This is a genomic window from Rosistilla oblonga, assembly GCF_007751715.1.
Lineage (GTDB): Bacteria > Planctomycetota > Planctomycetia > Pirellulales > Pirellulaceae > Rosistilla > Rosistilla oblonga.
Genome location: NZ_CP036292.1, coordinates 3,427,134 through 3,440,156, shown reverse-complemented (window position 1 = coordinate 3,440,156; position 13,023 = coordinate 3,427,134). Strand labels below are relative to the sequence as shown.

Annotated in this window: 9 protein-coding genes; 4 read left to right on the top strand and 5 right to left on the bottom strand. The window is 59.6% G+C overall.

What is annotated here, in order from left to right; all coding sequences use genetic code 11:
* Nucleotides 1-146: 146 nt before the first annotated feature.
* From CA51_RS12235 to CA51_RS12225, 3 genes are all read right to left on the bottom strand, one after another.
* Complete coding sequence (locus CA51_RS12235; protein WP_145120934.1) at nt 147-1,019, bottom strand: DUF72 domain-containing protein; 873 nt, start codon at nt 1,017-1,019, stop codon at nt 147-149.
* Between the two features lie 6 nt (nt 1,020-1,025).
* Nucleotides 1,026-2,525, bottom strand: a complete 1,500-nt coding sequence (locus tag CA51_RS12230) for a sulfatase family protein (protein WP_145120932.1) — start codon at nt 2,523-2,525, stop codon at nt 1,026-1,028.
* A gap of 107 nt (nt 2,526-2,632) precedes the next feature.
* The gene (locus CA51_RS12225) at nt 2,633-4,063 is read right to left on the bottom strand and encodes a hypothetical protein (protein WP_145120929.1); all 1,431 of its coding nucleotides are present in this window, start codon (nt 4,061-4,063) and stop codon (nt 2,633-2,635) included.
* Between the two features lie 147 nt (nt 4,064-4,210).
* Between CA51_RS12225 and CA51_RS12220 the strand changes: the two genes are divergently transcribed.
* The gene (locus tag CA51_RS12220) at nt 4,211-5,440 is read left to right on the top strand and encodes a lactate racemase domain-containing protein (protein ID WP_145120927.1); all 1,230 of its coding nucleotides are present in this window, start codon (nt 4,211-4,213) and stop codon (nt 5,438-5,440) included.
* Nucleotides 5,441-5,456: 16 nt separating this feature from the next.
* Nucleotides 5,457-6,398, top strand: a complete 942-nt coding sequence (ygfZ, locus tag CA51_RS12215; RefSeq protein ID WP_145120925.1) for a CAF17-like 4Fe-4S cluster assembly/insertion protein YgfZ — start codon at nt 5,457-5,459, stop codon at nt 6,396-6,398.
* 121 nt (nt 6,399-6,519) lie between these two features.
* Here ygfZ and CA51_RS12210 read toward each other — a convergent pair whose 3' ends face one another.
* On the bottom strand, nt 6,520-7,350 hold the full coding sequence (locus CA51_RS12210) for a DUF547 domain-containing protein (RefSeq protein WP_145120923.1): 831 nt from the start codon (nt 7,348-7,350) through the stop codon (nt 6,520-6,522).
* 409 nt (nt 7,351-7,759) lie between these two features.
* Between CA51_RS12210 and CA51_RS12205 the strand changes: the two genes are divergently transcribed.
* Nucleotides 7,760-8,533: a TVP38/TMEM64 family protein gene (locus CA51_RS12205; RefSeq protein ID WP_145120920.1), complete on the top strand. Its 774-nt coding sequence runs from the start codon at nt 7,760-7,762 to the stop codon at nt 8,531-8,533.
* A gap of 54 nt (nt 8,534-8,587) precedes the next feature.
* Nucleotides 8,588-10,144 carry a mercuric reductase gene (locus tag CA51_RS12200; protein WP_231746146.1) on the top strand — a complete coding sequence of 519 codons (1,557 nt, stop codon included), beginning with the start codon at nt 8,588-8,590 and terminating at the stop codon, nt 10,142-10,144.
* 65 nt (nt 10,145-10,209) lie between these two features.
* Here CA51_RS12200 and CA51_RS12195 read toward each other — a convergent pair whose 3' ends face one another.
* Nucleotides 10,210-12,993 carry a hypothetical protein gene (locus CA51_RS12195; protein WP_145120918.1) on the bottom strand — a complete coding sequence of 928 codons (2,784 nt, stop codon included), beginning with the start codon at nt 12,991-12,993 and terminating at the stop codon, nt 10,210-10,212.
* Nucleotides 12,994-13,023 lie beyond the last annotated feature (30 nt).

Sequence of the window (13,023 nt, the reverse complement as noted above, 5' to 3'; positions counted from 1 at the left end):
ATGCGGGAACCGCTGCGGTGGACAAAGTGTTCGAAAACGGAAGCCGCTGTCGCGATGAAGAGATTCGCCAGCCGCAGCCGAACCGGCCAGCGAATTTCCTGTCGCGGCCGCGTCCCCAATCTTCAATTCTGTACTTTTTCAATGGCTTAGAAAAGCTGCAACTGCACCGCCAGCCCGCGGCCGGGCCATCGAGGCATCGCCCCCACCTCGGGCAACAGAGCTTGCACCCGCTCGTGAAACATCTCTGCGATCACCGGTCCGTCGCTCACATTTTCGACGTCGATGAACACGTAGGGTCGCTTCTTTTTCACGATCCAGTCGGCGACGACATCGGCCCACACGTCGAGCCAAGTGGGGACCAAAAGCTGATCCAACCTGGCACCGCAAAGTCGTAACATCGGCATCGGGCCGGTCGCATCGCAGCGAACTTGTTCGGGAAAGCGGATCCGCCGCGATTCGTTGGCCGCGGCCTCCGTGATCGGGTCGTCCGGATCCCACTCCGCCACGATCGCCCGATCCAGTCGCAGCCGTTTCAGCAACCGATGCATCTTGCGACCGGCCGGTGCGTCGGCGAAGAAGTCGGGATGCTGCGCTTCCACCGCGATCGGAAACTCGACCGGCATCGACTCGAGAAAATGTTCCAACACAGGTAGCTTCGGGCCGTCGAACGCCGGCGGCAACTGCAGGCGCGAAGGGCCCAAGCGATCGTGATCTTGCAACACGCTTAAGAGATCCAAAAACGGATCGAGATCCAACAGTTCCCCTTGCAGCATCGCGTCGTCGGTGACGCTGCGTGGGAAGGGCAAGACAAACCGGAAATCGTCGGGCGTCGATCGGCACCAACGCTTCACTTTTCGCAGATCGGATTTGCCATCGCGGCTGATCGGTTCTTCGACGGTTCTGAAGACGCGGCTGTATTGACTCAACCACTGCGCAGCGGGAGCACCAGGTTTGTAGAGGCTGCCTTGCCAATCCGGGCAGGCCCACAGCGGACATCCGAGTCGATAGAGTGGGCTCACGCGCGGTTACCTTGGACCTGGGTTGTTGACCGTTGTCGCATTCCGCTGGGTCCCGGCAGGCGTTCCACGGAAAGCGTTCTTTGCGATCGGCAGCCGATCTCCCGTTTCGCGATCAAACGAATCGGACGAGATCTGATCGGGTACCGTATCCCCCGTCGCGACCGACCACTCGTCCAACAGCTTGCGCAATCGGTCGGCATCCGCAGCGTAACGCTTGTCGTCGATCAAATTGTTCAACTGATCGGGATCCGCGTCGACAAGATACAACTCTTCGGCGGGTCGCGGTGCGGTGAAGACATCCTGTTGTGCGGCGGTCAGTTTGTTGGCGTCGCGTTGCAAACGCAGTTGTTCGTGCGATGGGGAGTTAACCGAATCGGCGGGACCCTGCCAAGGAAACTGTGGGCGGTTGTTTTGGATAAACAAAAAACGTCCGTCGCGGATGCTGCGGCCGTGGGCTTCGAAATCGTGCCAGTTGTGTTCGGAGAAGGCGTATCGTCGGATCGTCGCCGATGGATCGGTAAACAAGGGCAACATGCTGACACCTTGCACCGTTTCGGGAATCTCCGCTCCCGCAACGCTCAGCACCGTCGGCGCGATGTCGATCGCGCTGACCAGACTGTTGCTGCCCTCTCCCGGTTTGATCGTCGCGGGCCAATGGGCGACAAGCGCAGTCTTCATCCCCGAATCGTGCAGCCGCGTTTTGGCGCGTGGGAAGGGGCGGCCATTGTCGGCCAACACCAGAATCAACGTGTTATCCAACACATTTTGCTCGGCCAACTCCTGCACCACTTCGCCGACGAAATAATCGAACCGCGTCACCTCGTTGTAATAAGATGCGAGATCCTGGCGTGTCGGCAGATCGTCGACGAGAAACTTCGGAACGCGAACGCTCTCAGGCGTGTGACGGGGACCGTATTTTTTTGCATCCCACTGACTGTCCCCATCCCAAGCGCGATGGGCGTCGTACGCTGCGTACCAGAAGAAGAAAGGTTTGTCGCGCGGGCGATCCTTGGCGATTCGAACCCAGTTCGCATGCCCGCCGCCGTTATTTTTGTTGCGTCCTCGATCGACCAAATCGAACGCTTTGGGCCGCGCCGATTGGCCCGGTTTCAACTTCCCGACCGACATGTGATTTTTGCCCGACAACGCGGTGTAGTAGCCTGCGTCGCGGAGCCGTTCTGGGAACCAAGGGAGATTGGCAGCGATCGGAAGATGAAGTTCCGACGCCGGGCCGTTGTTGTGCGGATAGCGTCCGGTGATCATGCTCGCCCGCGACGGGCTGCAACTGCTGGCGGTCAGATAGGCTTGATCCAACCGCAGCCCGCCGGCAGCCAAGCGATCGATGTTCGGCGTGCGAGCTTGCGGATTTCCATAGCAGCCGAAATCGTTCCAACTGACGTCGTCGGCGATGAAGACGATCACATTGGGCCGCGCGTCAGCAGCGTTGACAATACAAGGCGAGAAGCAAAGAGCAAGGAATAAGCAACGCACGGTCGAACGAATCATCGGAGTTTGCCTGGTTGTCGGTTCTAAAGTCGCGAGGGAGCGGAGTCGAATATGAGACCACTTAAGATAAATCTCTCCGCCGCGACAAGCCAGCATTAAACCTTAGCTTAACGAAGGTTCTGGTTCGATCGAATCTTTGCGGTCAACAGGTTCGATTCGGTCGACAACGGGAACTGCAGCCCGCTGCGCTGCGACAACAGACGGCGATAACTGGCTTGGCTGGCAATATATTGCTCCCGAGCCCGACGGCCGACCGGTTGGCGATCGGCGACTTCGGTCAAGATCGCCGGCAGAACTTGCAGCAGGGCGTCATTCAAACGCTGCTGATGCAGTTCGATCGAACCATCGGCTCCCATCACGACCAAACAAGGGGCTTCGGTGATCTGGAAGACGTCGCGGCCAACGGCCTGCGTGTCATCGATCCACGGCATACCCACGCCCCACGACCGCAGCATCCTTCCGGTGTCGGCCGACGATTGCGGTTCCGCCATCACGACCGCGGGATGGATCCGCTGTTGAACCTCTTGCGGCAACGCGTCGATCGCCTGTTGCAACGCCACCGCCGCTTGCTGCGACGAACCGTGGTTGGCGATCCACATCAAGACGGTCGCCGCACGTCCGCTCCCCGATTCGTTGACGTCAAAGCGTCCGGTCGATTCGGGCAAACGAAAACTGCTGACGCGAGAACCGACCAACGCGTGCGGCGCCGCGGGTGGCGGATTGATTAGCGTCGTCACCTGAACCGACATCGGCGGCGTTTGCAGGGCGAACACCTTCGCTGGCAACCGTCGTTCAAATTCCGCACCTGCCAATTCGATCGTAAGCGAAGCGTCGGTCAACTGCGGATCGTTAGCCAATCCAGGAGCGATCGCCTGCCAGGGCAGCTCCAACCGGCGGATCAAATAATCTTCGACGTCGATCCACAAGACGTAGCGGAGAGGTTCGGCGTCGATCACGACCGATTGGCAGGCGTGCCCGTCGACCGATTGGCGTTCGCCCAAAGCGAGTTCCGCCGGAGCTTGCAGCCATGCGGCGAGCGGATTGTCCGACAGCAGCAGCTCCAACTGAGGGGCCGGACCGCCCATGCCCGAACCCGCAAACTGAGCGACCATCGGGTCGGCGTAGACCTCTTCTAATGTCAGTCGATCGGAAACCGGAACCGACAGGCACTGGCCATCAAAATGATTCGTCTGCGGATCCTCGATCGTCGCCTGCAGCCGCTTGCCGTCGCTGGACAGCTGAACCGCGTAGGCGTCGATCGATAGCAGGTTGGGGGCTTGGAAGCTGACCGCCAGCGGAGCCCGGTCGTCGAACGGTTCGCCCGCCAGCGAATAGGCCAGCCGCACGTAGCCCTTGTCGCGATAAGCCGATGCGGTTTGGTAGGCGTTGGCTGTCAGATCGATCAGCGCGCGAGCTTCCGCAGCGGTGCCGGAGCCCTCGCCCGACGCGGCGGTCGGCGACTGCGTGGACGAACTGCAACCGATCGCGCCGATCAGACACGCCACCATCATCCACGAACCGAATGTCTTGATCTGCACCATTAAATCCTCAAAGGTTGGCCTGCCCTACCGCTTCGAACCACCCAGTTCTAAGATGCTGGCAACAGGCGGCAACGGCCGCCGTTTGAATTCGCATGCTTAAACCCGATAATTCCTACTATCGTCACCCTGGAGCCCGAAGATTTGATGTCTACCCCGGAACCTCACAGATTCTGGCAGGATGGCCCGCTAGCAATCCACGGCGGCTGTGAAGCGGAGGTGCTGACGCTAGCACCCGTCGATTTGCAAGCGTTGCCCGATCCGCGGCGGTCGATCCGCGACGCGCTGCAGCACGCCGAGGATTACCCACCGATCCATCAAGCGATCGTACCGGGAGATCGGATCGCGGTGGTTGTCGATCCGAATCTGCCAAGTCTTTTCGACTGTGTCGCCGGCGTTTTGGACGCGATCGCTTCGGACGCAAACGGTGAGATCGAAGTGGTTCTGGGGGAGGATGCTAGCGAGGCGACGCTGCAGCGGTTGACCGAAGTCGTCGGCAACCAAGCGAAGGTCCACCGGCACGATCCCGACGATCAAGCGACGCTGGGCTATCTGGCGGCCTCCGAAGCTGCCGACCCGATCTATTTGAACCGCATGATCCTGGAAGCCGACTTTGTCATCCCGCTAGCGATCGCCCGTCCCGATGGGGCATTGGACCCTCGCTGCGAAGCGGGTGGCGTGTTTCCTCAGTTTGCCGATCGCCGCAGCCAACAGCGGGTGCGAGACGCTCAGTTCTTCGGGCGTCCCTCGGAAGCCGCTCCAAACACGGCTCGGAAGCAGGCCGACGAAGCGGCTTGGTTGCTGGGGATCCAGATGGTCGTCGAGGTCTTGCCGACCGTCGATGCCCGCGCGGCGGAGATCGTCGCGGGAACACCCGGTGGCGTGCGGCGGAAACTGACATCGTCGATCGAATCATCGTGGCAACGCTCGGCGCCCAATCCTCCTTCATTGGTCATCGCCTGTATCGACGGAGACGACCAACAACAGAATTGGAACAACGTCGCCCGGGCGTTACACGTCGCCCGTGGGCTGGTCGAAGTCGGCGGTGCGATCGCGATCTGCTGCGATCTGACCGACACGCCCGGCCCGGCGCTGCGTCGATTGGCGTCGGATGCTTCGTACGAAGATCTGCAGAAAGCAACTCGCAAGGATCTCACCCGCGAGGGAATGATCGCCAACGTTCTGTTGCGAGCCCGTGAGGAATCGCGGATCGTCGTGGCCAGCGGACTGCCTCGCGAACCGTTGGAGGAGATGGGGCTAGGAGCGATCGAAACTCGCGAGCAGCTGCAAAACCTGGTCGACCAATATTCACACACCGTCGTCGTGCGGGCCGCACAATTCTGTGTCGCGACCGTGGGCGAAGCTGACGAAAACTAAACACGAGCAACATCCGATGACGACCGAATACGAAGCCTTTACCGCGGGCCGCGCGTGCGTGCGGATCGACGACCTGTGTGTCGTTGAAATGACCGGCGACGATCGCACAACCGTCCTGAACAACTTGACCACCAACGACTTCAAGCGGTTGGAAGTCGACCACGGCTGGGAGACCTTCATCACCGATGTCCGCGGCCGCGCGATCGGTCACGTCTGCGGATTCAATGAATCCCAGCGAATGCTGATGTTAGGATGCGGTTCGCAGGGAGAAACCTTGGCGTCGCATATCGATCGCTACATCATCCGCGAAGACGCCGTGATCACCGATCGCAGCGAAGCCTTCGTCGGTTGGTTGATCAGCGGCCAGCAGACGCCAGCGATCGAAGGCTTCACGCCCGCGGAAGCGCCTCGACTTGCATGTGGTTCGTTGGCAATCGGCGATGCCTCGGCATCGTGGTTCCAAATGCCATGGACAAGCGACCGTGATTGCTTGGTTCTCGCCAGCGCCAACGCTGCCGAAGCCGTTGAAAAGTGGTTGACCGAGCAAGGTTTTCCCGTCGTCGATGGACAGGTCTTGGAATCGGCGCGAATCGCCGCCGGCTGGCCTCGTTTTGGCATCGATTGCAGCGACGCCAACTTGCCGCAGGAAGTCGACCGCAACGAGCAAACGATCAGCTTCACCAAAGGCTGCTACCTCGGCCAGGAAACGATCGCTCGCTTGGACGCTTTGGGGCAGGTGCAAAAGAAGCTGGTGAAAATGCAAATCAGCGGCGACGCGGTTCCCGCGACGGGAACCAAGCTGATCGATGCGGACAAGCCGTGCGGCGAGATCCGGTCGGCAATCGTATCGCCCACCGACGGCCAAGTGATCGCCATCGGCTACGTCCGCCGCAAGTGGTTCGACGCGGGATCGCAGCTGCAAGTCGCCGATTCGGATCAAACCGCCACCGTCCTTTAAGAAGGTCGACGGCGGTGGGGCATTGAGAAAGCTCAAACGCTTGGTCGTCATAGCGGTCAGACAAACGTAACGGCTGCGGGCGCGAAATGAAGCCCGCCAGTTGCCGGCTGACGACTGGTGGTTATTGCGAGTTGAGGTTCCAGTTGTAGTCGAGATAGCTGACCGAGACGGCATTCTGTCGCGCCGCGGCTTGCGCCGCTTGACTCGGCAACCATTCGGCGATTCGCTTCAACTGAGCCGCTTGGTTCCCGCCAAAATCCTCTCCAAACCAATCGAGAATCGACGACAACTGCATGCGTCGGTTGGCGGGATCGTAGCGGAAGTTTTGCGAACGAGCGAAGAAGTCCTTCGCGTTCAGCTGCAATTGTTCCTGCAGCCGATCGGGCACATACGCTTCGTTCAACAGGCGGGGACAACCGATCGAAGCGCAGACGATGGCGAAGTGAATTCGCGGGTCGCCTTTCTTGCGGAGCACCTCGTGTTCGATCTGGTCCAGCGAATAGGGCTTGCCACCGACGTACAGTTGTAGGTCTTTCCAGATGTTGTAGCCCCACAACTTGGCGGTGTGGTTGCGGATGCTGGTCGTTGGATATTCCCGCAAGATGCCGTGCACCGTGACCGCATTGTAGGCGTTGATCCAAAACGCCAGCGTCGCATCGGGCGAAGCGGGGAGGCTGGGGTTTGCTGTCGACAGCAAATTCAAGTACCTCGCCAACGCTTGCATATCGGCCGCCGAAGCCTTTAAGCCGCGATAGTTCACCATTCCATTGGTGTCGACATATTTGCGAGTTATCGCATCCCAGGCGGCATGATCGATCTTGTCGATCGATACCTGACGGGATTGCGCGACACGTGTTCCGACGTAGACCGCCGATCCCGCCCACGCTGGCGAACTGCTCGCGGTGAACGTCAGGAAAGCGAAGATGGCAAGTTTAGTTGTTTTGTGAATCATGAAAGTTTTCCAGTGACATCCTGTTGGGTTTTCATTCGGGTTTCAACGCCTACAACGGAGACGCGGTAACCGCGATTCGCTTACAAAAATTCTTGTTGCTTTACCGCTGGTCGAACCGCAGTTCCACAACCGAAGGGAGTCTGCCGCCGAAGATCGCTCTAAAAATCCAATCCGGTCCACGACTTGGCCGCTATTCACGACCGGGGCTTCGATTCTTCCGAAGTCGCAAAAAATAACCGGCTCGCCCACATAGCCTCGACATGCTATGCATACTAGACAGGTGCGTCGGTATGAAATTTCGTAAAGTGTTTGTAAGGATGTTTGTTACCGACCGTCCAAATGGTGAGCCGCCGATGGCGTGCAGCTTGTCAACAGCCGACGCCCCTTATCCGTGAAAGCAAGGTAAACCATGACGACCGACAGTGAACCGCAGGACGAATCCAAGCCGTCTGGAATTGGCGTGAAGATCGGGCTGTTGGTGCTCGTAATCGCTATCGTCGCGATCGCCTACACACAGTTTGGCGAACTATTAAGTTTGGAAAACCTGGCGAAACAGGAGGCTCAGTTGCGGGCGTTCCAGTCCGACCATCCGGTCCTGGTCTACGGAGCCGCTTTTCTAATCTACGTTGCGGTCGCGGGACTTTCGCTGCCTGGTGCGGCGGTACTGACGCTGGTCTATGGTTGGTACTTCGGTCTCGCCCGCGGCGTTGTCTTGGTTAGTTTCGCATCGACGGCGGGAGCCACCGTGGCGTTTCTGTTGAGTCGATTTCTGTTCCGCGATTCGATTCAGAAGCGATTCGGCAAACGGCTCGAGAACTTCAACCAGTCCTTAGAAAAAGAAGGTCCGTTCTTCCTCTTCACGCTGCGGTTGATCCCGGCGGTCCCATTTTTTGTCATCAATGCGGTGATGGGGCTGACGCCGATCCACGTCCGAACCTTTTGGTGGGTCAGCCAGTTGGGGATGTTAGCCGCGACGGTCGTTTATGTTTACGCCGGAGCAAGCGTTCCCAACCTGCAGACACTAGCCGACAGCGGGATCGGCGCGGTCTTTTCGCCTAGTCAACTGTCGCAGATCGTATTCGCATTTGTGCTGTTGGGCCTGTTCCCGCTGATCGTTCGATTTGCGATGAAGTTCATCCATCGTGGCACTCCACAACATGCGGTCGATTCGCCAGCCGAATGACTCGTCCCGTTCACCACACCAAAATCAAAACTCTTCTCGATACGAAAGCAAGCGATGTCCGCTCCACTGATCCAACTGCAACCAAACGACGAATACAACCAAGTCCTCGAAGCGAATGTCCATCCACAGCAGTGGAGTAACCCGACACCGACGCAACCGTACCAGTTGGTTGTTGTCGGCGCGGGGACCGCGGGTTTAGTGACCGCCGCCGGCGCGGCGGGGCTGGGAGCACGCGTTGCGTTAGTCGAACGCGAATTGATGGGCGGCGATTGTTTAAACGTCGGCTGTGTCCCGTCGAAAGGCGTGATCCGCGCGGCTCGCGTTGCCGCGGCGGTCCGCGATGCGGAATCCTTCGGCGTCGAAGTGCCTCAGGGCGTGGGATTCGATTTCGGCAAAGCGATGCAGCGGATGCGACGACTGCGGGCACAGATCAGCCCCAACGATTCGGCTCAACGTTTTGCCGAGATGGGCATCGATGTCTACTTTGGTAAGGCGAGCTTTATCGACGCCGGAACCCTGGGCGTAACGGCGTCCGACGGTTCGGTTGTCCAGCTGAACTACAAGAAGGCTGTGATTGCTGCGGGAGCTCGCGCATCGGCACCTCCCATTCCGGGGCTCGACAGCGTCTCCTACCTCACAAACGAGAATCTGTTTTCGTTGACCGAGCTTCCGAAACGGCTGGGAGTGATCGGCAGCGGACCGATCGGCAGCGAAATGGCTCAAACGTTTGCAAGGTTTGGCAGCGAGGTGTTCCTGTTTGAGCGAAGCGAAAAGCTGCTGCCGCGCGAGGATCCCGACGCGGCGGCGGTCGTGCAAAAGCACTTCGAAAAAGATGGCATACAAATGCTGTTCGGGGCCAAAGATCTGCAGGTTCGCCCCGCCGACGACGGTGCGATCTGCGTTCAAATGGTGCAGCAAGGCAAGCCGCACGAAGTCGTCGTCGATCAATTGCTGGTCGCCGTCGGTCGGGCTCCCAATACCGCCGGATTGAACCTGGAAGCTGTCGACGTGAAACACGACCAATCGGGAATCGAAGTCGATGACTTTTTGCAGACCACCAATCCGAGGATCTTTGCCGCCGGCGACATCTGTTCGAAATACAAGTTCACGCACGCCGCCGACTTCCAGGCCCGGATCGTGATCCAAAACGCATTGTTTTCGATCGGGCCGTTTGGAAAAAAGCGAGCCAGTGGACTAACGATCCCGTGGGCGACTTACACCTCGCCGGAAGTCGCTCACGTTGGGCTGTACGAACACGACGCAAAAGAGGCCGGAATCGAAATCGACACCTATACCCAACACTTCGCCGACGTCGACCGTGCGATCTTGGAAGGGCAAGAGGATGGTTTCGTGAAGGTTCACACGCGGCGAGGGACCGACAAAATCGTTGGTGCCACGATCGTCGCGGAGAACGCGGGCGACATGATCTCCGAGATCACCCTGGCGATGACCGCCGGGCTGGGCTTGGGCAAGATCGGCAGCACGATCCACCCCTATCCGACGCAAGCCGAAGCGATTCGCAAACTGGGCGATCAGTACAGCCGCACGCGATTGACGCCGCTGAGCAAAAAGATCCTCGACATCCTCCGCGGCATCAACGTCGGCAGCTGAGACCGGTTTCCCGGCTCCAGCTTTCCTACGACCGCCGATGCGTTTGATCGACTGGGCAGCGGGCGTTAGGCGTCGCTGGCGAGTTCGATCTGCACGGTGACGATCTGATGCCCTGTCAGTTTCAAGTTGACAGCGTCGCCGGTTGGCTTGAGCTCGCGAAGCTTCTTTCCCAAGAAGTCGACGATGTTAGCCGAGGCGATGTCGGTGAAACAACTGAGCGAACAATTCGTCGACCTGCCCATCGTTTCGACCAGACGGATCGAAACGAAGCGGCGATCACCTTCGAACGTCGTCTGCCAATCGCTGGCGAGGACCGTCGGCGAATCGACGTGGAACAGCCAACCGGTGTTGACCGCTGGCGTCTTTTGGCAGCGATGCTGCGTCGGCGGTGCGAGCGATTGCCGCGACGCGGCGACCGGGTTCTTGACGTCGAAGCCGTAGGAGAGCGAGAACTTCCGCTGGGTTTCTTCGGCGACGACTAACAACGTGTCCAACATGTGCTTGCCGACGCGGCGATGGGCTGGCATGCCATCGGCGAGGACCAGCGTCGATTGTCCGGCTTCATCGATCCAGACGCCCTGTGGCGCGAGCAGATGGCGACCGCTGCACGGTTGCATCTGATCGCGAACGATCACCTTGGGGGTCGATGCTTCCATCGCCCACGCGATCCGCACGCCCAGATAGGACTGCCACGCTTGCGGTTCCAACTCACGCAGCGGATCGAACTGGATGTCCAGTTGCAATTGTCGCGATCCGAGTTGCAGCCGATAGATGATCGTAGCGTTGGCGACCGCTTCGCCTTCGGGCGAGAGGATCTCGACGTCGTTGCAGATTTCCCCGCACGTCGTGTCGGCGCGCAGCACCCGGCTGTTTCGCAGCCGCATCGTCGAGCAATGCTCTCCGGCGCTGTTTGGATGCGCGGCGACCAGTTGCAGCGAAAAACGGTTGCTGCGCGTTTGCGGCGTATGAACCGAAAGGATCCCGCCGGTTTGCGGGTGCATGGCGACATCGAAGAAATCGTTTCGCAGCCCCTCGGCATCCGCTAACGGCTTGGGACCGCGGAACCACTTCTGCCGCGGCTCGCGATCGCCCGGCGTCGCCACCGCAAATCCACAGCTGGGGACATCGATCACGGCGATCGAACCGCTGGGCGTGCTGTGTCCGGCGTAGACTGGACCGCCACTGGCCGGCGGAAACCCGTTCATCGCAACATGCTGCCGAACCGCAGCGGTATGCGGATTAACAAGCACCGTCGATTGGGCGTCGCCAGATTCGGCGGCTACTTCGATCCCAAGGGTCTTGCAAAACGCAGCGCTCGCGTCGATCAGCTCTTGGCGATCGTCAGCCGCTGTGTCGGTCGAACCATCGCCTGCCGCGGCGACGGGTTTGCCCGAAACCGCACCGGCCAAGGCTCGCAGGGTCAGTGTCGTCTCGCGAGCGATCTGGTCACGCGTGATCCGAGCCAACGACGACAGCGGATCTTGTTTCTTCTCGACGACCAGGTCGGCTAACCACTGGCCGCCACCGCTGGCGCCCGAAGAGGGTTGGAAGGAATGGTACGGGCGTTCGCTCTCGCTGAAGTATTCTCCGAGCGATTGGAACTTACCCAACGCCAAGCCCCAGGTGCTGGCGCGGCGGAGATCGTTGTAGGCGAAACACTCATCGCCGGGCCAATGGACCAGCAGCGCCGTGGCGATCTGCCCCGCATCGACAGCTTCGCCCAAGCGTGGGCCGAGCCCCAAAAAGACGTGTGGGTCCGATGCATCCAGCGGCGTCGAACAGATCGCTTGGATCTCCGCGTCGCCCGATTGCCACATCAGTTTGGCTTCGTCCTGAGCGTAATCGTTGCCGCCAGCGAAGTCGGCGAAAATCGCTCCCTCGTATCCGAGCTGGCTGAGCAGAACCGGCAGATCGCCTGGCAAGCCGCCAGAAAAACGTCCGAACGCATGTGGAGCGACGCCCAACAGTTCGAAGTATTCCTTCCGCGCTTCGCTGAGATATTCGATCGCCGAACTACAGGTCAGCAGGTCCAGCGAGAGTGAGTCATCGATCGTACCGCCGGCCAAACCGATCTTGCCGTCGACCAGCCGCGACTTCACCGATTCGAAGACCGCTGGATTTTCGCTTCGCAAACGACTCAGCAGATTCACGTTAGCCAACAGGTTCGCCGGGTGGTCGGCGTGAAGGCTGGTGGCGAGATCGTCGCCCAAGGTGGTTTCGGCCAGCAGCGTCAGGTCGACGAGATAGGGATCGGCGGAGAAGGAGTGGTCGCGTTCCTGAGCGATCAGATCGAAGCAATTGTGCAGCGCGTCTTTGGTCGCGTCGTCGTCTCCGGCCTGCCAAGCCAAGGCGGCGGTGGTCAGTTGCAGTTCGAAATATGCGTCGTCGAGATTGCTGCTGTAGCGCAACTGCCGGGTCATCAATTGGACTTGCAGATAGGCGTACGCTAGCGAATAGAAGTCGGCGACGCGATCGGTTCGCGGCAGTGGTTCGGCGAGCAAGCGGTCGGCGATTTCGTCGCGAGACTCTCCCGCGACGGGGACGTACAGGCAGTCGGTAGCCGCTTCAGCCCTCGCTTTCGTTCCAGTCGGCAAATCCGATTCAGACGCACTTGGGACGATCACGATCGAACCGGAGAGGTCTTCGGGCGGGGAATCGGCGCGGTGCCAAGAGGGCATCTTACCGGTCAGCGCAATCACCGCGGGGTGCCATAAGACTGACCAACCGACCAGCAATCCGTGAGCGTCATCGCCTCTCAACTGCGTTGGAAAGTCTTCGAGACTGTGGCACGGCAACAGCACATAAGCCTCACGAGGGGCGTGGGCTTTGGAAAAAACGGAATTTGTCATCTGAGAAAATTTGACATTGGGATAGCGACC